Source organism: Bacteroides ovatus, from assembly GCF_001314995.1.
Lineage (GTDB): Bacteria > Bacteroidota > Bacteroidia > Bacteroidales > Bacteroidaceae > Bacteroides > Bacteroides ovatus.
The window spans coordinates 3132589-3155221 of sequence record NZ_CP012938.1; the positions used below are offsets into that span (position 1 = coordinate 3132589).

Sequence of the window (22633 nt, forward strand, 5' to 3'; positions counted from 1 at the left end):
ATTATAAGTTATTATCATTGCTGTCCCATTAAAATCTAAAATAGTTCTTTGAAATATTTGAAATTTAGTTAGTTACAGAGTTTTTTCGATTAAACGGATTTCGATTTGCACCTTTGCCTCTCTAAAAGGAGATTTGCAAATACATAAAGATAAATACGTTTTCACTCAACTAGTGTCATTCTTAGATAGGAATAAGTTTAACTACATTGTACGCAAGTATGATGGCGACAAATATGTGAACCACTTCACTTGCTGGAATCAACAACTTGCTTTGATGTTTGGTCAACTTTCTAATCGTGAAAGTCTGCGAGATTTAACAGTTGCGCTTGAAGCCCATCATTCCAGATGTTATCATTTAGGAATGGGTAAAAACGTATCAAAGTCATCGCTGGCACGAGCAAATCAAGATAGAGACTATCATATCTTTGAAGAATACGCTTACTGCCTGGTTAGTGAAGCACGACAAAAGCGTATCAACCATATTTTCAAACTTGGCAGTAACGTTTATGCCTTCGATTCGACAACTGTCGACTTGGGTCTTTCAGTCTTTTGGTGGGCTAAATTCCGCAAGAAGAAAGGGGGTGTCAAAGTGCATACATTATATGATGCAGAAACGCAAATCCCTGCATTCTTTCATATCACAGAAGCATCCATACACGATTCTAAAGCGATGATTGAAGTCCCTTATGAACCAGGCTCTTATTACATCTTTGACCGCGGTTATAACAACTTCAAGATGCTGTATAAGATTCATCAGATTGAAGCCTACTTCGTTGTCAGAGCAAAAAAGAATCGCCAGCACAAATCCATCAAATGGAAATGTAGGCTGCCTAAGAATGTGTTTTCAGACGCAAGTGTACTTCTGACTGGATTCTATCCTAAACAATATTATCCAGAGCCAATTAGACTGGTTAAATATTGGGATGAAGAACAAAAAAGGGAGTTCATATTCATAACCAATGCGATGCATATATCTGCACTTCAAGTTGCTGAACTTTATAAAAATCGCTGGCAGATAGAGTTGTTTTTCAAATAGCTCAAGCAGCATCTTAAAATCAAAAGATTTTGGGGTACTACAGAGAACGCTATTCGAATACAGATATATGCAGCAATATGCACTTACTGTTTGGTGGCAATCATTCAACACGATATGAAACTGGATAGAACTACATACGAAGTGCTACAAATATTGAGCATCTCATTGACTGATAAAACTCATCTGAGAGACCTCTTTGATAAAACTAAATTTCAAAATGACAAAGAACGATTAGGACCAAATGGACCAAGTTTATTTAATTTTTAATTTGTCCCAGTTTTAATAGGACACTAGTGATTCATTTTATATCATTATATGAATATTAATAACAAGAAGTATACCAATAACATATTAACTGCAGGCATACCTCTTATGTAAAACGAGTTTTATCTTACTATGCGAATGACATGTAAGTTACGAGGCCTATTTCACCACTCGTTACACTCACAATCTTAAAAGCGACTAGTTGGTCAAAAATCATTTCAGAAAGTTTAACCGTTACATTAAACAATTTCTTCTTTTCATCAGGAGCTAATGTAATAGTCTTCTTCACATTAATATCAGAGTCTTCTTTAGCATTGCCAGCCACACACTTAACAGTTACAACCATCTCCTGTCGAGTAGTACGATTCAGTTCAACTACTATCGCATGCGTACCTACCTCGGTAGATGATACTGGAACATCCCCCGCCAACACATTATCAAACAGAGTTTGATTTTCATTCCAACCCACCATTAAGAAAGGCTACACAGGGGAAATGCCTAAGTCTAAGCCCATAGTCCCAGCATCTTTAGCGGGACCACTTTCTTTTAAAGTGAGATCACCATTCTCAGGGTCAGTGAACATGGGGTCAATTGAAAGATAATTTTCATCACCTAATGCTTTGCAGAATTCGCCGACAGTAACCAAAACCTCTTCAAAATTCATACTCTTTTTATACCCTCCAGTATACCACAGATCGTCCAGAAACACATGAGTAGTATTATTATAAGCAGTTTCAATAAACAAGCCATTATCATCTGTATATTCTTTTATCCAATATAATATTATTGCAAGCTTCGTTACGCCATGATTTTATAAAAAATATGCTTACAATAATATGCAACATTGTAAGTCCAATGAAAAACGGAAGTAGCACCAGTATCATCATATTGAGCAGTTTCATAACCTACACCATCAATATTATATCCTAAGTTCTCCTGAAACTGATTGCGTTTGCAACGTGATTCATTGAAAACGAGCAAAGCTGCGTCATATCTCACATTACGAGGACAATGTTATCTGAACCACTGCAGCCAAGCTTTTAAGCGAGAAGAAGCACTCTATAGCCGAAGTAAATCAGGTAGGCTTTGCCGCCCCAATTATTTCTCGAAAGCTTTCCGTGAATTCTTCGGCGTGTATCCACCCGTTTATATGAAACGGGAAAGCAACGAAGAGAACACTATTCAAGAACCGCTTGAGCGTAGTAAGGAGGATAATCTACAGAAGAAAATGGACCTTGCTGTATGTAAATAGATTACTCAAGAGCATAACATAAATAAAAAAATGGAGATGTTCTGCATTCTATATACAGAGACATCCCCGTTTGATCATTATGTAATCTGTCGCTCGCCATTCCTCACTTTTATTTTGTAGTAATCATCACAGAGAAAGGCTTATCAATACCTTCCACTTGTATGTCGGCACGTATGTTACCTGCTTTACGGGTGGACTGCACGGTGAGCAAAGCCTGGCCAAAATAAGTAAGTACATTATCACGGCAGAAAGAATCCACACGCAAATCGCCCGTATCAAGTGCCTTCAGGCGTCCTTCACCGCTCACCTTCACACTTATGCGTCGGTTGTCGGTCTGCACTTTCACGCCATTTTTATCTACAAGCGTCAGTGAAATATGACTCAAGTCCTGTCCGTCAGCCGCGATTTCCATACGGTCGGCCTCGGCCTTGAGCGATGCAGGGACACCGGCTGTCTTAATTTCCCACTTAGCCACTTCCTTCCCTTGGTTGTAGCCCTTAGCTAAAAGTGTGCCAGGAGTATAAGGTATGTTCCATACAATAGTGTTGTTGGTATAGTTTGCAGCACGCTCACGTCCCATCAGTTTATCATTGCGATAAAGTTCCACCTCCTCACAATTGGTGGTTGTAAGCACTTCGATTACAAGTCCGTTGAACTTACCATCAAAATTCCAATGATCCACTATCGAGGGCCACTGCCACAGGTCGCGTCCATGATCAATATCAGCGAATGGATCCTTCACCGCAATACGAACCATCGGTTCAGGATTCCACATGGCACGATGATAGGCTGCACGCGGTTTTTCGAACATACATATATCGAAAAGCCCATTAGGCCATCCTTTACTTGGCCATCCAGCTTCACCTAAATAATCTACTCCAGGCCATATAAAGCCACCGGCAATGAAATCATGAGCTGCAATTACACTCCAAGGATTAATAGGAGTATAGCTCCGTAAATTACCTTCAGCACCACTGTAATAAGGTAATTCTTCGGAAATAAGGAAGCAACGTTCAGGGTACTTCTTGTGATCACTTATAGCACGAGCCTCAAGATAATTATAACCAATCACATCAGTCACACCGGAGAACTTATCTTGATGATTATTTTGTGCGGCAAGCATCACTTGACGAGTTGGCTCCATCTTATGTACAAAATCTTGCAGCATAGCAGCACGTTCCACACCTTCGTCACTTTTGCTCCATGCCTCAATTAATTCATTTCCAATGCTCCAAAGAATAACACTAGGGTGATTACGATCACGCAGCAACATATTACCTAAGTCACGTTGCCACCACTCATCAAAATAGCGAGTATAATAACTATTGCCACTCTTCCATTTATCAAAGGCCTCATCAATTACTAAAAACCCCATACGATCACAAAGGTCCAGAAATTCTGTTGAAGGTTGGTTATGCGACATACGTAAAGCATTCACGCCATATTCCTTTAGAATTTCCAAACGACGTTCATAAGAGCGAAAAGGTACAGCTACCCCCATAGCTCCAGCATCGTGATGCAGACACATTCCTTGCAATTTTACTTGCTCGCCATTTAATAAAAAGCCACGGTTGGGATCAAACTTAACAGTACGAACACCAAAAGTAGTGTTGTAAACATCCACCGTACGTCCTCCAACCTTGACAATAGTTTCTAAGACATAAAGTACAGGGCTATTAGGGCTCCAAAGTTGAGGCTGAAAAATATTTATATCCTGTTTCACATCTGTTTTACCACCTGCGGCAAGATTTAGCTTTTCACTTTTACATTTAGCTATACATTGACCTTTCGAATCTCTCACCTGTTGTAGCAGACTGACAGTCTGTTCCTTAGTGGTACTATTCTTTAAGGTAGTTACAACTGACACCTCAGCTTCAGCTGCACTCACTTTAGGGGTGGTAACATAAGTTCCATAAGTTTCTACATGTACGCCATTAGTTACTTCAAGCCAAACATGTCGATAAATACCTGCACCAGCATACCAACGTGGGCGACCTCCTGTGGTATTGACACGCACAGCCATGAAATTTTCTTCACCTTGCGGCTTAAGGTAAGGTGTTAGGTCATAGACAATGCTACAAAAGCCATAAGGACGATGCCCCAAATGGTGACCGTTAATGTAAACATCGCTCTGCATAAAAATACCATCGAATACGATGCGCACCTGCTTACCTCTACTACTGGCAGGCAAACTAAAACTTTTCTGATACCAGCCAATACCTTCAGGCAAATAAGCAACAGCGCCGCCCCATTTCTTGTCAAACTCTTGGCGGATATTCCAATCATGAGGAAGTTGCACCTCAACACATTCACCCTTGACAAAAGGTTTTGTTATATACCGTTCACTATCCGTAAGCGAAAATGTCCAATCGAAATCAAAGTTTAGCTGCTGCCTTGTCTCTTTTTGAGCTAAGAGATTAGCTGCAAAGCTAAACAACAAAGCAAATAGTAATGTTATTTGTTTTTTCATTTTATTATTAATATTTTATTTGATTTGTCTCTTCAACGGTGATTCATTCATAAACAAATATGAAGGCTGATAGCCACCACAATCTACAACAATTTTTTCAAATACAATGCCGGGATCAAGCGGCTTAACAGTTAATGTATGTATCCCATCAACTTGAGACATCAAATTGAACGTTACTTTCTTTTCTACCACTCGCCGCCCTACAGTGGGATAGAAGACGCTGTAGATGTTTTCTTTTTTCTCATTAAGATTATGATTAAAATTAATTTCTTTGGCTTCACCACCATCCATTGCTACCATATAGCGATGCCCTTCAGGGCGGGAAAATGCTAAGGTACTCTTTACTATCACATGTACCTTAACTTGTTTCACATCAGTGGGCAACTTCATCCTATAGGTAAGCGATGTACCATCAGTTTTGGACAAACGTGGCATTAGAGTGATGCCACTCAATGTACGCCCCATGTAAGGAATAATAGTCCACTTAGCATCCTCTGTTTCTTGCTTGACAAAAAAGTGCTCAGCCTCAATAGACACTACCCCATCTCGTTCACAAAAGATATATCCCCCTTCTTGCTCGGTCTTATCTTCCATAATACGATAGATTTCAGGCAAAGTATCCGCAGGAAAGTTATCGTTCCACGTTTTATATCCGATGTGTTTTTGGCTCATCATATGTTTCCATTTGCCACCACTCATCACATTATTGTAATCATAAGCCAAATCTGCATCCCGCTTAAATGTCTGTTCCACACGATCAGCCCAATAATTACATTCGGGATTTCCCACTTTATAAAGTTTATGGTTCATCGCTTGTGAATAATACATATCATAAAGATTAGCCATGGCTTGCACAGGAAAAAGAATGATCTGCTTGTATGCATCTTTATATTCGGATGCTAATGTATTGTATTGTCGCAAGGCTTCTGCTTCAAGACAAATATACTCATCACGCACTTGCTTCCATTCTCCGGTCTCAAGGTTGTAAGTTATAGCATCAAGCATTTCGCCCGTTACCCGGCCGTTATATTTAGAGTAAAGGTTGAGAATACGAGCAGCCTCATCGGCTTGAACTTCGCCAAAAAGCTGAGTACAGAAAGCATGCGGATGCTTAAGAAGTGATTCCGCCGTATAATGCATTGGATTCCAAGCCATATCCATAAAGAGACTAATGGGATATTCCATGGGTTTAAGATCACCCACATTGAGTACCCAAAGTTTATCTACACCATACTCATAAGTGAGACTAAGTTGTTCCCACATATTTTGAATAGGGGTAACATTAAGCCACTTCGAGTTACGAGGCGTGCCCACGTAATCTACATGGTAATACATCCCCCATCCGCCCGGATGTTTACGCTCCTCGGCATTAGGCAAACGCCGCACATTACCCCAATTATCATCAGCAAGAAGCATGATTACATCATCAGGCACACGAAGCCCTTTATCATAATAATCTTGCACCTCTTTATAAAGTGCCCATACTTGGGGAGTCTCTTTAGCTGGGCGTCCTGTTTCATCAGCAATAATACTGCGTTGATTTTTGATGATACGTTCTAATAATTTAATGTCCGCATCCTCACTCATGGGACCGTCACCATCACCACGCATACCAATAGTGACCACATCTTCAGTACCTTTCATACGCCGGATACCTTCGGCAAAGAATTTATCGATCACCTTCTGATTGGTGGCATAGTTCCATTCACCATACTCTTTACGATGGCGGCTCCACTCCTGATGGTTACGAGCCATAGGTTCATGATGAGAGGTACTCACCACTACCCCCATCTCATCGGCCACCTTACTATTCAAAGGATCATCATCATAAAAGGTCCAACACCACATAGCAGGCCAAAGAAAATTACCACGCAAACGAAGAATAAGTTCACATACCTTACTATAAAACTCATGGCCACCGTAATTAGTACCAAAAGCATGCTTTACCCAGTTGGTAAGGCAAGGAGCCTCATCATTAAGAAAAAGACCACGATATTTCACTGCAGGTTCACCAGCTGTATAATTACCACGTTCAATGGCAAGATTTTGTTGACGTACCACGGGGACATCGGCCCACCAATACCAAGGTGAAACTCCAATTTGCTCACTAAGTTCATAAGTACCATATATGGCACCCCGACGATCACTACCTACTACAACCAAAACTTCATCAACATTAGCGAAAGGCCGATTGACAGTAGTAATAAGATACTGCTCACTTTTCCCCTTTAATATAGAAACATCAAGCTTCTGATCTTTTATGAGTTGGCGAATATAACGACTCTGCAGACTACCTATCAAGACAAAACGACTGACACGGGGAGTAGCAAGCACTTCCGCCCTAGTGCCTCCCACACGACGAAAGTCCTCAGCTAAGTTCTCTACAGCGATGCTGATACCACGCTCATCGGTAACATCCATCAAAATAGGGGTTGGTTTACCATTTTGCATCAATGTGAAGCTATTTTTATCGAGCTGGTCGCTCGTTATCCCTTTATGGTCAATAGCCAATGCTGGCAACACCAAAGTTGCCAACAAAGCTACGACCCCTATGATATATTTGCGTATCATATATAGATGAGAAGTTTAAGAAGTTTATTTCAAAAAATATAATTTAAATAGTTTCACTTATCTCGTGTCACGGTCGCACAATACGGATGGCATGTAAGCTGCGTGCACCAACCTGTACACCGTTGGCATCAGTAAGGCGCAGGCAAAGAAGTTGGTCGTAAGGAGCATCACTCTTCTTGATATTAACGATTACACTCTTACTTCTCTCACCAGGCTCAAAATTCACGGTCTGCTCAAGATCGTAATCAGTATTAGGACGGGCATCACCTGCCACTGCTTTCAAATTCACACTCATGGCATGAGGAGCGGCATAGCTCAATTGCAAAGTAATAAAGTGTTGTCCGGCAGTATTGGCTTGCGATACGGGTGTATAGAAACTTACCATTATGTCTTCGGACAGAGAGAGTTGCTCACAGCGCCCTACAGTAGTGGGCGGATAAACAGCAAATGCACCACGGTCGCAATTCAAGGTTCCACTGCCTTTAGCTGGGCTTCCCTCTTGCAAAGTGAAGTCACCATTATCAGGATTGGTAAAGAGCGGATCTTCATAAAGGCCATGCGCTTCACCTACTCTATCGAAGAAATACTGTGCCGTACGCTTAGCATTACCCAATTTAACACAATTATCACCATTGTTTTTAGTCACCCAAAACATGTTGTTCTCAAATTTATGAGGACCACACTCTTGAGCAATATCGGTAAACTCCATGCTATAAGAATTGCACTGAACAGAAATATTATTACGAAAATCATTACGCCATGCCTTAGATATATAGAAACCTGAATTACATTTGTAGGCTACGTTGTTCACCCAGCGAGCATCTTCAGTATAGCCAGTCTCATAACGAGCAGTTTCGTAACCCACATTCTTAATGTTATAACAGATATTCTCTTGAATAAGATTGCGTACGCAACGTGATTCGTTGAACACAAAGGCATCGCTGTCGTGTCCCACATTACGCAAAACAATGTTGTCACTACCATTACGGTCAAACCAAACAAAAGGCTTACCTTTGGTAGATGTGTTGAAAGCAATCAGATTGTCAGCATACTCCATTTCATCACCTAAAGTGATGTTGGTGGTATATGAGGAACCTTCGCCAGCCCATCCGCGTGCTTTACCTTTGAAGGTATCAAAGGTGTTATCGCAAATCAAGTTATTTTTCGAGATACGTCCCATACTTACACCATCACCATAGATATCTTTGAAAAAGTTGTTGCAAATCACATTATCGGAAGCGTTATAAAGACGAATCAATGAGATACCATTGTTCACAATCTGATCATTCCCAATATCTTCAAAATGATTATCGAATACCACACAATGGTTGGCTTCTTTCATTTCAAATGTGAATCCAGCATAATAATAACTTTTGAAAGTGAAACCTTCAACCCAAATATAGCTACGCTGATTGAGATTAAACACCGGAGTACCATCTTTAGTAAATTCTATACCCGGATGCTTAATAATTACTTCATCAGCTTTTGAAGCAGGTTTGAATACAATCATAGCCTTCTCGGTACCTGAGTTGGCAGGAATAACATTCTCTTCTACATAAATGCCCCCCATCACCAATACAGTATCCCCGGCCTGCACTTTCGAAGCTGCCATGCTAATGGTCTTGAAAGGAGCCTCTTTAGAGCCGTCGCCTTCAGTCTCAACATCGGCCCTTACATAATAACAATGCTGATAACTCTTATCTACGGCTGCTTGTATTAAGGTAAGCTGAGTACGATCACGACCATTGGTGGCGGTGAGGTAAACGATTTGCTCGCGTTCGGTGCCCGTAGTGTTTTCATTACAGGTAATCACTATCTGTTCGAAACCATTCTTACCGACTTCACCTCCATTACTCACGGAGAATCTTTTCACAATGTCACCTTCACTGGCAGCTTCTAGTGTCCAAGCGGTTTGATTCCACTCCATGAGGGCTATTACATCTCCTCCAGCGCGAGTCACTGCAATCTCTTCTTGCATGAAAGCAACTTTCTTGTCGCTCATTCGCACCACCTCGTCATCAGAGCACGAAGTATAGAGCAATGTCACGAGCGAGATCATCAAACAAAGTATATATTTTTTTTTCATACGATCTTTTTCTTGGTATTATTACTGAAATTAATTTGTCTTTCCGGCCAATCCATTGTATACACCTCCATAGATAACCTGCCGGTTGAAGTCTTTATCCCACAAGCCAAGTGTACCTACCACAGCGTGCAGGGTGATACCCGCACGTTGAACAGCGGGAATCAGTTCAAAGTATTTATTCAATACATAGTTGTAGTAACGCGATAAAGCAATCTGCTGCTCGAAGTTCACTTTACTTTCGCTGACTTCAATACCATTCGCTTGCACTACAGTGATATTGAGGTCGCTGATACGGATAAGTTTGCCAGTAGCAGCCAATTTGGTGAGGGTAGCAGCCACTGCCTCTTCATTACGCTTCTGCTGATTGGCATCAAGTGAATATTCAAGGTGCATCTGGGTGCCAATACCATCAATCTTAGTAATGCCATCGGCTTCCCACTTAGTCATCATCTGAAGCAGACGTTCTAATTTGCGACTTCCGGGCTGTTCAAGTCCATACTCATCGACAAAGAGTTGAAGTTTACCAGAACCTTCTTCAGCATATTCGGCATAAGCCGCACGAACTATAGCAACTATATCTTGTACATAGTTTTCACCTAAATAGTCTGGCCAATAGAAGGATGACGCAGCATTAGCCTCATTAGAGGCTGAACGGAGCATACATCCGTCAATGTCACTCATAGGGCAAGAGGCGATGTCCCAACGGGTAATCTTAGTTGCAGCAACTTCCATCATACCTGCAATGTAGGCTTTAAGCTGCTTTAAAAGAATTTCTTTTTTCTCGGCAGGAGTTTTTATAATGGTTTCTCCCTCCTCTACCTGCTTCCAAGTAATATAGATATTATCGACATCAGCAATAGCCTCACCGGAATGTGTTCCGGCAGCAATAGTAAATGTAGTGAGTTTCTTCTGCTCTTCACTAAGATTGGCAGTAGCAAAATCGAGTGCCACACCACCACGATTCCATTTACCACTACTACAACCAAACGAAGACGCATTGCCATATTTAATATCTGGTCCGTCATTAATTCTCATTCGCATACCGTTGCCAAAAAGGCCATTTGTACTAGTCGTCTTAAAGTCCATAACGAATGCTATGCAATCACCAAGGGTAACACCTTCAGGTAAAGTAACGTTAAACACAGGAATAGAATACGCAGCTTTAGAACCCGTGGACGTAGTTCCTATATGTAGTACTTTACCACTCTGACCATCAGGATCATTTGCCACGATGGCTTCACCGCCACCAGTCATTTTAAAACTTGTACCGATCTCTAAATCCTCAAAATCATGAACAAGTACTTTCCCACTCCTCTCATTACCAGGAATAATCACATCAGCAATTAGTGCATTAAGATATTGATAATTCTGTTTCGTGTGTTGACAAAGTGAACCGGCATGCACTAATGTCCCATTATTCATGGCATAGTTCACAATATTCGTAGCAACAGTATAGTCTAAAGCATTGTTCTCATCCATACACTCGGCATGGGCAAAACCAGTGTTAATGCTCACTCCCTGGAAATTGGAACTAAGTATGCTGCTTAAATTAGCATTATCCGAGAGCGTAGCGTAATCGGTAGCCAACGCTAACACAAAGTTGGGGTTGGCAGTAACATCGATGTGATCAGTAAGTAAACCAAAGCTATTGAGGTAATCAGTTTTCGATACATCACCAGGCTTCTCTACATCATAAGCAGAGCTATAATCTTCGAGGTCAGCACAAGCTGCCCAAAGTAGTGGAAATGCCACTATCAGCAGACTTTTTATATTGTAATTTCTCATAACATTTTAGTATTTTTTTCAACAAACAGATTATTTCACCCGCTTCACACTAAAGTATTCTGGCTTTACACCACGATCGCGCACCACAAGCGTATCAGTAGTAATATAGGTACGATTGAGTTCCTTAAACTTCACTTGATAATCAAGGTAGAGAGCATTGCGATCCAAGCCACCGATGCTCTGCTTCTCACCATCCATTACAAACTTACCGCTACCGCTCACTTCGAGGTTATCGGCTCCGGCACTTACACTACACTGATTATTGTCATCGAAGGTGAGTGTGAGTTCATAGTTTACATCTGTACCATCATCTTTCTTAATAGTAAGCGGCAAACGCACCTTCTTGTAGGCTGCTGTGATGACATTCACCACTTCGTCTTTCTCTACATATTCCTGATGGCGAATAGTTTCGGTAGTAGTACCTGTGGCATCAGTGATTTTATCTTTACCACGCCGCACATATACCGCATGCCAAGGATTGACGTAACGCACACAATAGAGAACATAGTTGCGGGGAGCCTTGATCCAATCGCTGGCCACACAGAGGTCAGGATTATCCACACCAGCTAAACCACTCAAAATGGAATCGGCTCCCTGCACACCGGTCATGCGCAAGGGGATAACATAATTACGTCCAAGTGCTTTTTCATCAGCAAAGTATGCATCCGTAAGCTTCACCTCTACACCGTCGAGTTCAGAACCCGCCGGAAGTACAATCTGATCAGAAGCCAACTGATAATACTCCTTAGGCATAGGTAACACAGGAGTATCATTATCGGCATAAAAAAGGTTGGCGCAAAGACTTTCATCCACCACAAAGTCAATGACACGATTACGATTGTTATTATACGTGCCGCCCATGGTAGCCATAATCTTGAATTTGTGCTGATTATCGAGCGTAAGATCCATGAACTCATCATCCCCTAATTGCAAAGTGCGCACAGGGTATTGGCTACCGAAGTACACCGCCTGGAATTTGTAATCATCGAACTCAATGTCTTGATTGTCGCACGCAGCCAATGAACCAGCTACGAGTACAATACCGAATATATAATGATTGAATTTCATATTAATTTGCTTTTGTTATTTTGGAAATAATTCTATTACTGATAATCTTACCATCCTTTATTTTGTTTAAGATTGCTGTACTTCAAAGTTTCGCTATACGGTATGGGACCATAGTACATATAATCTTTATAGAGACGTTCTTCCACATCAAATTCCTCTCCGGTAGAGGAGTCATAACCACGAACGGTTTCGTTGAGAGGTGCTTTCCAACGACGTAGATCCCAAAAGCGGAATCCCTCGAAGCAGAGTTCGAGGCGGCGCTCGTTGCGAATAAGCTGCTGCATCTTTTCCTGGTTCCCCTTACACTCTTCAAGATAAGCATCGTTCTTGATTCCGGCACGGCTACGCAAAGCTTTCATTACATCATAGGCAGAATAAGAATGTCCACCAGTGTTAGTGGGTCCATAAGCCTCATTGGCAGCCTCTGCATAGGCCAAATAGATTTCGGTATAGCGCATACGAGGATTATAGTGAATCTTCTTCACTACTCCCGAGGGGTTGTTACTGGCATCTTGACGAGTACGTTTCTTCATATAGTAGCCGGTGCGAGTCGAGGTTTCCTTTACATTGATACCATCGTCAGTGCCACTCTGCGAACCTGTCATCACAGGTTTATCGGTCACACCGGCTTTACTTCCATTATAAATAATGTATTGTGCAAAACGGGCATCACGTCCTTCATAAGGTTTGCTCTCATCAAAACTTCCCCGATCATCATTAATAGGATAACCACCTTCGGCCATAGGGAAAGCATCAATTAGATTCTGGCTGGGATTCATATAACCCTTACCAAAAAGCGATGGGGGAAAGTGATTACTTTCTTCTGTATTGTTGGTACTCAAACCTTCGCGCCAAATAATCTCAGCCGGGTTTAAGCCTTCGCCTAACTTATCAAGTTCGTCAGTGTTGCCAAACCAATAGAAACCCTTAGCATCAATACCTCCTACTCCTCCGGCATAATCAATCACCTCGGCTGCCGCATCAGCTGCTTCAGCCCAAGTGGCTCCGTTACTGGCATCTACAAAAGCAGGACTGGCAGCAAATAGGGCTACACGTGCACGCAGACCTTTAGCGATAAGTGCATTGAAGAGTTGACGGCCATAGTGTCCCATCACACGATTGTAAGTCTCCTTGCGGCTAGTGTAGGGCTGGAAACGCTCGGGTATCTCGCTTTCATTGCTGATATCATTGTATTCCATGGGAAGCATCTGCTCTGCCTTGTCGAGGTCATCATAGATATGTTTTACACAATCATAGAAAGAAGCACGAGGCTGATTAAAATTGGCATCACTGCCCAAATAGCTGTCATAAAGAGGTATGCCCAGAAGTTCACCATCATTACTAAAGCCAGCATGATTGCGCAGTAAGAAATAGGTGTGCAGTGCACGCAGTCCATAAGCCTCGCCTTTGAGACGACAAGCAAAAAGTTTACGCGACTCTTCATCATCGGTCCAATGCACTTCATCCACTTTCTCAAGGAAGAGGTTCACATTCTGTATGGCAGCAAATCCGTCGGTCCAGAGATTTACAGGATTATTACTCGATGTCCATGAACCGGTGGCCATTTTCATGTAACCATTACTCTTCGAATTAGTCACTGCATCATCAGTAGCATAGTCGGTATCGTTATAATATTTAGGGATGATACGATAAGCATTCATTAGTATACGCTGTGCATATTGTGCATCGCTGTTCATCTGCTCAGCGTCCTTATAGTTTTCGGGAGCTGGGGTGAAAAGGTCCTCGCAGCCACAGCAGAGGTAGAGGACGGCAGATGCCAAAAGTATATTTATCTTTTTCATTGTCATGATATTATTCATTAATAGTTAGAAGGCTGTTTTAAAACCAAGGTTCACAAAACGGGTCTGCGGAGCACTACCTATATTCATCTCCAGATGCTTACGTTCTTTGGCAATGGTAAGCAAGTTAGAACCGCTAACATATACACTCAATCCTTTTACCAGCTTACCATTGAACAAATATTTGGGCAGGTTATAGGTGAGCTGAACCTTAGTAAGGTCAAAACGATTAGTCTTATACATCCAGAAGGTAGAGTTACGAAAGTTATTACTATTGTCGGTAGTGGTGAGGCGTGGATAAGTAGCTGTAGACGCAGTCTCGGGAGTCCACCTGCCACGCACAACTTCGCTATATTTACTACTCCCCTTCACCCAATAATAAGAATTATTCTTGTAGCCGATACCTCCTGTGTTACCTGTACCCTCAAGATAGAAAATGAAATCTTTCCACCGTAAAGTAAGGTTCAAACCAAAATAGAAAGGATTTCCAGTATTCCCCAAATCTATCTGATCCTTCGAATCAATTTGTTTATCACCATTAATATCCTTATACTTCAAGTCTCCAGGCTTCACATCACCGAAAGTCTGACGGGCATGGCTGTCAATATCAGCTTGGTCTTTGAAAAAGCCTTCACACACATAAGCAAATGAAGCATCCAATGCCCGACCTGTGCGATATTGATAACTGTCTTCATATACTTCGTCACGACGAAGAGCTTCGCTCCAGGCAATAGTACCTAGCAAACCGAGCTGTGCTTCCACCTGCCCGATTTTCTTATTGAGTTGCAGACTAAGATCGACGCCTTGACGACGGTCATTCTCATAGTTAGTGTAAGAGAGTTGATTGAAGTTGTTGCTAGCAAAGAATGAGGGGTAAATTGTGTTCTTACCTTGTGACAATTTGCCTTCAGTGTCTTGATGGAAATAGTTGGCGTCAAGCACAATTGCATTGTTGAACAACGCAGCCTCCAAACCTACACGAAGCTCTTTTCGCTGAATGAACCCCAAATCCATATTGTCTCCACGGGCAGAAGCCGCCGCATTACCTCCAGCAGTGCCATCGTTCCAAGGATACCAACCGGCATCAGTTCTAAAGTAGCCCTTGTACATATAGTAATCACTGATGTCAATATCTTGATTGAGTACACCATAAGAAGCCGAGAACTTAAGATTGTTCATAAACTCTATATTCTCCTTAAAGAATTTCTCATCGCTCAAGCGCCAGCCCAGCGTAACAGTAGGTGAAAAGGCATTACGATTACCCTCGGGAAGTTTTGCCGAATGAACCACAGCACCCGAAAAATCGAAATAGTAACGGTGCTTATAGTTGTAAGCGGCTTGTATACCAAGATTCACATTGCTCAAACGGTGATAATCACTGCCGTCATGATCTCCATCTGCTGAATTTTGCTGCTGAAATCCCCATCCTAAGAAAGCCGCTTGTACATTGTGGTGGTTAGCAAACGTTCGGTGATAATCGAACTGAGCATTAAACATCATGGTTTGGGTGTAAGATGAACTACCCACAAATTCATTGGTGGATTGATCATCAACCCCATACTTTGTAAGACCGATAATCATATCCTTACCATTCATGTTACTCCATGTAGGCTGATAAACAGCATAATTCAATTTGTAGGCCTCAGAATAAAAGTCGGTATAATCAATGCTGAAAGCCGTCTTAAATGAAAGCCCCTTCACCAACATACCTAAATCAGCTTCGGCTGTAACATCGAAGAGAAATGAACGATTTCGATCTTTAATATAACCTGCCACTTGCGCATCAGCAAAGGTATTGGTAAGATCAGTGGAGGTTCCGCCCAGCATATATTTACCATCGATAAGATGACGATTAGCGTTCACCATTTCTTGCAAAATACTGTTATTGGGGTCAATCATATCCACGGGCAGATAAGGTGAGAACCAGTTAGGGCGAAGTGTAGCTGCCTGCCCCCAAAAATCACCACGACCATCGTAACCGTTTTGAATCTTTACTGCCGCACTAGTCGATGCCTTGAGCCATTTCGTCAGATTCATATCTACATTGGTACGTACACGAAAATCAATAGATTTATCTTTCTTTTGCTCTCCCAGCTTCATCAGGCTGTTATTGTGAGTAAACGAAATGTTCGAATAATAGCGCGCACGCTCATTGCCTCCATGTATTTCTGCTGTCACATCGCTTTTGTTGTACACCTTTTTTAGATATTCATCAGTATAAAAACTCATATCAGGATAACGATAGGGATTAGCCCCGACTGCAGTGTTGTAAATGGTAGAAGCATCATATTGTATTTTCTTACCATCGTTGAGACATGCCTCGTTATAGAGTGTCATGTATTCGGCAGCATTGAGATAAGTAGGATAAGCCTTGGGGATATGAAGGCCCGTATTAGCACGTACATCGATACGTAATGCTCCCTCTTTACCACGTTTTGTAGTAATCAGGATAACACCTTTTGCAGCACGGCTACCATAGAGTGCCACAGCATTGGCTCCTTTGAGTACAGTGATATTCTCGATTTCGGTGGGTTGCACATCATATTGACTACGGGGAACACCGTCAATCAACAGTAGTCCATTTTGTCCCCAAATAGAAGTCCCCTTCATACCAGCCAACTGACTCTGTAGCCCGTCAAGACTACCGGTGAAGTAATTTTTCTCTAACAATTCCTGTACATTATAACTCGCAATACCACCCTGCAGGTCTCTGCTTTCTGCCTTATTAAAGGCCACATTTACCAGTGAGTCGCCTTTTATCTGCGCACTCAGTGTGGTAAGCACCGTTTGTACAATGAGTACGACCGTTACCAAGAGGTAGTTTTTATTTCTATTAATATATTTCATGACAGTTATTAACTTTTAAATGGATTTTACCATCCAGGGTTTTGCTTGAACTCGGGATATATGTTCACATCATCTCTCTTAAAAGGCAACCAGTAGTGTTTTTGCGACAACTTCCGTTCAATCAATGTTGAATAGCGCCAATTTTGGACTTTACCATTATTAATAGGATCAGCATAGCGATCTTCATCGCTCACGCTCATGTCGCGATCGAACTCTACTGCCAGTTTCACATTATATGGGTATTGCAAGAAGAGCATCCAACGACGCAGGTCATTGAAGCGATGTCCCTCAAACGCAAGTTCTACAGCACGTTCGCGTTGCAGTTCACCCATAAATAGATCAACATTTACCAGATATTTATCAGCAATGGGATCCACACCCGCACGTTGACGAATTTTATTCACCGCTTCAAGAGCCGTAAGATCATATCCCGCTACTTTAGCATAGATATCATCATTAGCCATAGCCACAGCTTCGGCATACATCAGATAAACATCGGCCAATCGCATCAAACTTAATACCATAATATTACCACTCAGATAGCCATCCCAATCATTGATCAACAGGGGACAAAACTTTGTCATCATATAACCGGAGCGAATACCCTCGGGATCTTTATAGGTACGATAAGTGCCACCGGTATAAAGACTGGCATATTGTACATCTTCTGCTAAATTGCCTTTAGTATTGAGTGCACACTTAGTGCCATCTACCACAATATCCTTATAGAAACGCGGATCACGATCCTTCCAGGGATAAGTCTTATCAAAACCAGAATCAATATCATCAAGCGGCAAACCGTTCTTCATACCGAAGTAATCCACATAGTTGGCTGTAGGATAAACCTTTATACCCGATGTAATCAAACATTTAGGACGATAGTCCATGATTTGATTCCAACGGAAACGGCTTGATACCCCTACTAAATTTTCCTGAAAGATGGCCTCTTTCAAGCCGTTGATTTTGTTGTTTTGTTTGTGTGTATAGAAAAGACTTTCGTACTCATCGAACGAAGCCAGCTCATAACGCCCTGTCTCATCGCATAACTTCAGCGCTTCGGCAAATGCTTCGGCAGCCTGACGGCAATACTCCTTATTATAAGTAGCATTTCCGGTAGACTCTTGATTCATCAAAGGACTACCAGCATAAAGTAAGTTCTTACCTAAATACCCCAAAGCCATAATTTTATTAATACGCTGATTGTTGTTTCCCAAGGTCAGTTTTCCCGCAGTAGTCTTATCCCAATCCACAGGTAACAATGAAGCTGCATGTCGGAAATCAGCTGCAGCTTTATCAGCCGTTTGCTGATAGTTCAAACGTCCCATACGGAACTCTGCATCCGATGCTATCACCTCGTCTATGTAAGGCAAACCACCCCAGAACTGCATTAGCATAAAATGAAACCATCCACGAAAAAAGTAGAGTTGACCTTCGATAAGGTTTTTCTCTTCTTGGGTAGCATCGGTGAGTTTGTCGAGGTTGGCAATACCGATGTTGGCTTTGCGAATACCATACCATGAGAGCCCCCACAAACGACCTTTATCACCACGAGTACCAGTCTCGGGTTTACCTCCGTCTTTCAGCCAGCCATATTCGCACGAATTCCATGCCCAATAGTCACCTTGGTCAATGCGATAAGCAAACGGACGAGTGTCATTTGGAATCCAATATACGTCTTCTCCCCAGTTCCAACTGTTGTGGCTGGTATTACCGGTGATGACGGGCACACAGTTGTATAGTTCCTCGGTGAACCCCTGAAAACTACGGAAATTAGTGTAAGCATCAGTGGGATTAATGTCACTGGCCGGTGCCTTATCCAAATAATCAGTGCACGATGTAGTGCTCATTGCCCAAAGCGACAAGGCCGATACAAAAGTAATATTTCGTATGTATTTATTCATATCTTATTTTCGTTTAGATTATAAAGTGATATCTATACCCAGATTAAAACGGCGTACGGTGGGATAAGCCCCCATGCTACTACCACCGCTAAAGTTCGACTCACGATCATCGGGCATATCAGTCCAAAGAAGCAGGTTATCACCGTTCAAATAGAGGCGAAGCGACTTTATGCCACACTTCTGTATCTTCTTTCCTTTAAAGAGATAGGCAACCTCTGCATTCTTCAAACGCACGTATGAGCCGTCATAAAGGTAACGTGTGCCATTCTCCTTGATAGGATTGCTCCAACGGGGCATGGGCACCGCACCACCATTCTCTTTACTCCACACATTGTCTTCTACGTAAGCCACATTGCTTTGAGTGTGGAAAGTGGGAAAAGTAACCTCACGTGTCACATTACTAACGCCATAGAACTGTACTGATGCGCTGAAACCTTTCCATTCGAAACCCACGGTAGCACTATAAGTGTTCTGCGGAACGCCACTATACTGATAGGGAGCCTGGTCATCATCATTTATAATACCATCAGCATTAAAGTCAATGATGTTGTACTCACCAGGCAATTTATTACCATTGTAGGATTCGCGCTCAGTACTGCCCAAAATCTCGTCCCAAGTAGTGTAGATACCATTGTTAATGTAGCTGTTGGTCTGCCCAATAGCATGACCGGCGGCTTTACGGTGAGCGTCACGCAACACTGGATCATCGCGGAAGATTACCTCATTCACAGCATGTGTATAGTTGGTGTTAGCCCACAAGCGCATCTTATTGGCAAACATATAGTTAAGGCGGAGTTCCAACTCATATCCATGACTTTTGGTACTTCCTAAATTAGCAGTAGGAGCTGTAGCACCAAAGAAAGAGGGAATAGAACGACTACCTCCACTCACTAATATATCCTTACGTTTATCACTAAAGATATCCACAGAACCGGCTATCAGGCCTTTGAAGAACGAATAATCAATACCGACATTACGTTTTTCCACCGTCTCCCAAGAGATATTCTCATTACCTAATGATGTGATACGATAATATGAATAAGGAGTAGCAGTAGGTATAAGTCCCAGGTATGTGTTACTATTCTGATAGCCCCAAGAATCTTGATAAAGCCAACGTCCACCTACGTTATCATCACCAATGCGTCCCCACGATCCACGCAGCTTCAACATATCGAGAAACTTGAGTCCCTTCATAAACTTCTCTTCACTAATCATCCAACCCAACGAAAATGAAGGGAAAAAAGCAAAACGATTGTTGGGACCAAACTTCTCAGAACCGTTATAAGCACCGTTCACCTCGGCAAAGTAACGTTGAGCATAATTATAAGTAGCACGGAAAGCCCAGTCTTCACGGAAATGATAGAATTCATTACCCTTGGCATATTTTTCACGGCTAAAAAGTGCCATCGCACCTACATCATGTTTACCAAACTGACGACCATAGTTAAGCTGTAACTGATAGTAGAGTTTACGGTAAGTGGACTTAGGATCTACATTACCAGCTTTATTTACCCAGTCGATACCATCCGAGAAGTCAAGTTGTGTACCTCCATCCACCTCATTCTTATAATAAATAACTCCGCTTACGGGATCTACCCACATATTTTGTGGTCCTTCAGTATCCTCAATACCGCGTTTTTCCTCAACAAATGTGTTATCAAAAGAAACAGTTCCCCTTACGCTCAATCCTTTGGTTATCATATCGAGACTCTGGTTAAGGGTGAAGTCTGTGTTAATCTGTGTGTTGGTCTTCTTTTCGATACCTGAAGTAGCCAAGGTGGCAACCGAATTAGGCACATCGTAAGAAGAAGGTTTATAGTAACCCAGCACACCATTACTGTAAATGGGACGCATGGCATCAGGAGCGGTGCGGTAGGCTGACTTCCAATAACTATTATCACTATCAGATGCACCATAAGGAAGCTGTCGCACACCATTCGAGCCAAAAAGGTTTACAGAAAGTGTAGTGGTTTTAGTAAGCGAAAAATCAAGGTTACTACGCGCATTGATACGATTGTAACCATAGCCCGAAGTATAACCACGATTATTCTCAAACTCACGGAACATATCGCCCTCACTAGTAAAATCGACGGCAGCGAAATATTTCACCCACTTTGTACCACCCGACACATTCACACTTGCCTTGTAGCTCATGGCATAATCCTTGAAGAGCACATCAGCCCAATCTACATTAGGATATCGATCCCATTCCGTAGCATTAGCCGGATGACGATATTTATCAATAATACCCATAGGCTTATAGTCACCCCATAATTCAGGGGAAAGCCCCAACTCACGTTCCAGCGTACGATTCTTGATAATAAAAGTATCATAAGCATCATACTTTTCAGGCAATTTTGACACCGTCTTCATAGTAGCATTCGCTTTTATCTGAATATTAGCCTTGCCCTCCTTACCGCGTTTCGTAGTAATAAGAATTACCCCATTGGCACCCTTCACTCCATACACAGCTGTAGCTGATGCATCTTTCAACACCGAAATAGACTCAACAGACGAAATGTCAACAGTGTTCATGGGACGCTCCACGCCATCTACAAGCACCAAAGGATCGCTATTATTCCATGAACTTTGCGCACGGATAATAATTTTAGGGTCTTCAGCGCCAGGCATACCGGTAGAGGTATAGGTGATAACACCTGGCAGGTTACCTGTGAGAGCTTGTCCAAGACTGGTCACACCACCGGCACGCTCCAGGGTTTTCGAGTTAGTTTGTGTGATAGACCCTACCAGACTCTTCTTTTTCTGCTGGCCATAACCTACCACAACAACCTCTTCCAAAGCCTGTGAATCGTCTTCGAGTATCACTTTAATCTTATCTACCTTGTCTGTTATCCGTATTACTTTTTCGCGCATACCGATAAACGAAACTACAAGAGCTTTGGTTTCTTGAGGAAGTGAAAGACGGAAATTACCATCGATATCTGTAATTGCACCTATTGAATGATTGTTTTGTACCACTACATTTGCACCGACAATGGGCTCACCGTTCGTATCCGTAACCACACCTGTGATGGTTCTCTTGCCTTGAGCCATAACTACTGCCGAGAATATCAGCAATAGCATAAGCAAGAATGGAATCTTTCTGAATTTGAATTTGTTATTTCTCATGTACTTCATTAGATTTGTTAAACTAGTATTACCTCATCTTGCCGACCAAATACCATTTCATGCACTATAATAATGCTTTGTGCATTTGTTATTATCTTTTCAATTAAGAATATCAATAAAAACAAATAATGGGTAATCTTAGCTTTCTTTTTTATATTTCTCATCATTATTAAATTAAGACTAATTGATTGGTTTATCTTTCTTATTTTTCCGACGAAAAACAACTACCCCTCAGCTATCATTGAAAATAAATACATGTTCCATAATGTACACTTTTTAAGGTTAATAAATAATCCAACACATTGATCCTATAATATCCTTATAGCAATGCAAAGTTACGTATACTAGTATTTTTATACCTTTTTTTAGATACATATGATTTAAGAAAAGTATTATTCTATATTAATTTTGATACATTTAATGAT

The 22633-nt window shown here is 41.7% G+C and carries 12 protein-coding genes and 1 pseudogene; 1 reads left to right on the top strand and 12 read right to left on the bottom strand.

The features are described from left to right. Positions 1–139 precede the first annotated feature (139 nt). Positions 140–1303 (top strand): annotated as a pseudogene (locus Bovatus_RS12385) (IS4 family transposase). A gap of 127 nt (positions 1304–1430) precedes the next feature. On the opposite strand, the gene Bovatus_RS12390 reads toward Bovatus_RS12385, so the two are convergent. The 12 genes from Bovatus_RS12390 to Bovatus_RS12445 form a co-directional block, all read right to left on the bottom strand. Next, complete coding sequence (locus tag Bovatus_RS12390; RefSeq protein WP_004297722.1) at positions 1431–1772, bottom strand: hypothetical protein; 342 nt, start codon at positions 1770–1772, stop codon at positions 1431–1433. Positions 1773–1781: 9 nt separating this feature from the next. Continuing rightward, positions 1782–1964: a hypothetical protein gene (locus Bovatus_RS12395; protein WP_138274533.1), complete on the bottom strand. Its 183-nt coding sequence runs from the start codon at positions 1962–1964 to the stop codon at positions 1782–1784. A 134-nt stretch (positions 1965–2098) separates the two neighbouring features. Then, entirely contained in the window at positions 2099–2299 is a 201-nt protein-coding gene (locus Bovatus_RS25245; protein WP_004297719.1) for a hypothetical protein, read from the bottom strand. A gap of 362 nt (positions 2300–2661) precedes the next feature. Then, positions 2662–5022, bottom strand: coding sequence for a glycoside hydrolase family 2 TIM barrel-domain containing protein (locus tag Bovatus_RS12405; RefSeq protein ID WP_004297716.1), 2361 nt, complete (start codon positions 5020–5022; stop codon positions 2662–2664). 15 nt (positions 5023–5037) lie between these two features. After that, on the bottom strand, positions 5038–7593 hold the full coding sequence (locus Bovatus_RS12410) for a glycosyl hydrolase 115 family protein (protein ID WP_004297715.1): 2556 nt from the start codon (positions 7591–7593) through the stop codon (positions 5038–5040). 67 nt (positions 7594–7660) lie between these two features. Beyond that, positions 7661–9679 carry a hypothetical protein gene (locus tag Bovatus_RS12415; RefSeq protein WP_004297713.1) on the bottom strand — a complete coding sequence of 673 codons (2019 nt, stop codon included), beginning with the start codon at positions 9677–9679 and terminating at the stop codon, positions 7661–7663. 30 nt (positions 9680–9709) lie between these two features. Then, a complete protein-coding gene (locus Bovatus_RS12420; protein ID WP_004297712.1) occupies positions 9710–11464 on the bottom strand; it encodes an endo-1,4-beta-xylanase in 1755 nt (584 codons plus the stop codon). A 30-nt stretch (positions 11465–11494) separates the two neighbouring features. Next, on the bottom strand, positions 11495–12532 hold the full coding sequence (locus Bovatus_RS12425; RefSeq protein ID WP_004297711.1) for a DUF5627 domain-containing protein: 1038 nt from the start codon (positions 12530–12532) through the stop codon (positions 11495–11497). Between the two features lie 47 nt (positions 12533–12579). After that, positions 12580–14334 carry a RagB/SusD family nutrient uptake outer membrane protein gene (locus Bovatus_RS12430; protein WP_049942685.1) on the bottom strand — a complete coding sequence of 585 codons (1755 nt, stop codon included), beginning with the start codon at positions 14332–14334 and terminating at the stop codon, positions 12580–12582. 24 nt (positions 14335–14358) lie between these two features. Continuing rightward, the gene (locus Bovatus_RS12435; RefSeq protein WP_004297709.1) at positions 14359–17178 is read right to left on the bottom strand and encodes a SusC/RagA family TonB-linked outer membrane protein; all 2820 of its coding nucleotides are present in this window, start codon (positions 17176–17178) and stop codon (positions 14359–14361) included. A 26-nt stretch (positions 17179–17204) separates the two neighbouring features. Beyond that, positions 17205–19079, bottom strand: a complete 1875-nt coding sequence (locus tag Bovatus_RS12440) for a RagB/SusD family nutrient uptake outer membrane protein (RefSeq protein WP_004297708.1) — start codon at positions 19077–19079, stop codon at positions 17205–17207. An 18-nt stretch (positions 19080–19097) separates the two neighbouring features. Further along, complete coding sequence (locus tag Bovatus_RS12445; RefSeq protein WP_052587896.1) at positions 19098–22208, bottom strand: SusC/RagA family TonB-linked outer membrane protein; 3111 nt, start codon at positions 22206–22208, stop codon at positions 19098–19100. Positions 22209–22633 lie beyond the last annotated feature (425 nt).

What these genes read in the sequence shown, in the direction of transcription:
- Bovatus_RS12390 (WP_004297722.1), bottom strand. Translation starts at nt 1,772, where the DNA reads ATGGTGGGTTGGAATGAAAATCAAACTCTGTTTGATAATGTGTTGGCG.
- Bovatus_RS12395 (WP_138274533.1), bottom strand. Translation starts at nt 1,964, where the DNA reads ATGAATTTTGAAGAGGTTTTGGTTACTGTCGGCGAATTCTGCAAAGCA.
- Bovatus_RS12405 (WP_004297716.1), bottom strand. Translation starts at nt 5,022, where the DNA reads ATGAAAAAACAAATAACATTACTATTTGCTTTGTTGTTTAGCTTTGCA.
- Bovatus_RS12410 (WP_004297715.1), bottom strand. Translation starts at nt 7,593, where the DNA reads ATGATACGCAAATATATCATAGGGGTCGTAGCTTTGTTGGCAACTTTG.
- Bovatus_RS12415 (WP_004297713.1), bottom strand. Translation starts at nt 9,679, where the DNA reads ATGAAAAAAAAATATATACTTTGTTTGATGATCTCGCTCGTGACATTG.
- Bovatus_RS12420 (WP_004297712.1), bottom strand. Translation starts at nt 11,464, where the DNA reads ATGAGAAATTACAATATAAAAAGTCTGCTGATAGTGGCATTTCCACTA.
- Bovatus_RS12425 (WP_004297711.1), bottom strand. Translation starts at nt 12,532, where the DNA reads ATGAAATTCAATCATTATATATTCGGTATTGTACTCGTAGCTGGTTCA.
- Bovatus_RS12430 (WP_049942685.1), bottom strand. Translation starts at nt 14,334, where the DNA reads ATGAAAAAGATAAATATACTTTTGGCATCTGCCGTCCTCTACCTCTGC.
- Bovatus_RS12435 (WP_004297709.1), bottom strand. Translation starts at nt 17,178, where the DNA reads ATGAAATATATTAATAGAAATAAAAACTACCTCTTGGTAACGGTCGTA.
- Bovatus_RS12440 (WP_004297708.1), bottom strand. Translation starts at nt 19,079, where the DNA reads ATGAATAAATACATACGAAATATTACTTTTGTATCGGCCTTGTCGCTT.
- Bovatus_RS12445 (WP_052587896.1), bottom strand. Translation starts at nt 22,208, where the DNA reads ATGAGAAATAACAAATTCAAATTCAGAAAGATTCCATTCTTGCTTATG.